1 protein-coding gene is annotated in these 419 nt (G+C 72.1%); it reads right to left on the bottom strand.

Translation table 11 applies throughout. The annotated features are described in order from the left end of the window. Positions 1-28: 28 nt before the first annotated feature. On the bottom strand, positions 29-419 hold a 391-nt coding region (locus H926_RS0109995), incomplete at its 5' end, for an iron chelate uptake ABC transporter family permease subunit (RefSeq protein WP_022676173.1).

The raw sequence follows: 419 nt of genomic DNA, 5'->3' as shown, positions 1-419 counted from the left end.
GCAACAAGATCCATGGCCCCGGTGCCTCTCAAGCCAGGCCGCGCCGCAGGCGCAGCAGAAGATGCAGGAAGAACGGCGCGCCCAGCAGGCTGAGCGCGATGCCCAGGCGCAGCTCGCCACCCGCCAGCGGCAGGCAACGGCACAGCGTATCGGCGAGCAGCAGCAGCAGTGCGCCGGCCAACGCGCTGGGCAGCAGCAGGCTGGACGGGCGGCGATCGGTGAACGGGCGCACGATATGCGGCACCATCAGCCCGACAAAGCCGATCACTCCGGCCGCCGAAACCCCGGCGCCCACCACCAGGCCCACGCCCACCACCATCATGCCGCGCAAGGCCGCCGGATCGAGGCCCATCGAGCGCGCCGCCAGTTCACCCAGCGTGAGCGCATCGAGCGCCGGCCCGGCACGCCACAGCAGCACC

It is taken from the genome of Novosphingobium sp. B-7 (assembly GCF_000410615.1).
Classification (GTDB): Bacteria; Pseudomonadota; Alphaproteobacteria; order Sphingomonadales; family Sphingomonadaceae; genus Novosphingobium; species Novosphingobium capsulatum.
Note: the sequence above shows the minus strand (reverse complement) of the source record. Positions and strands in the feature narration are given on the sequence as shown.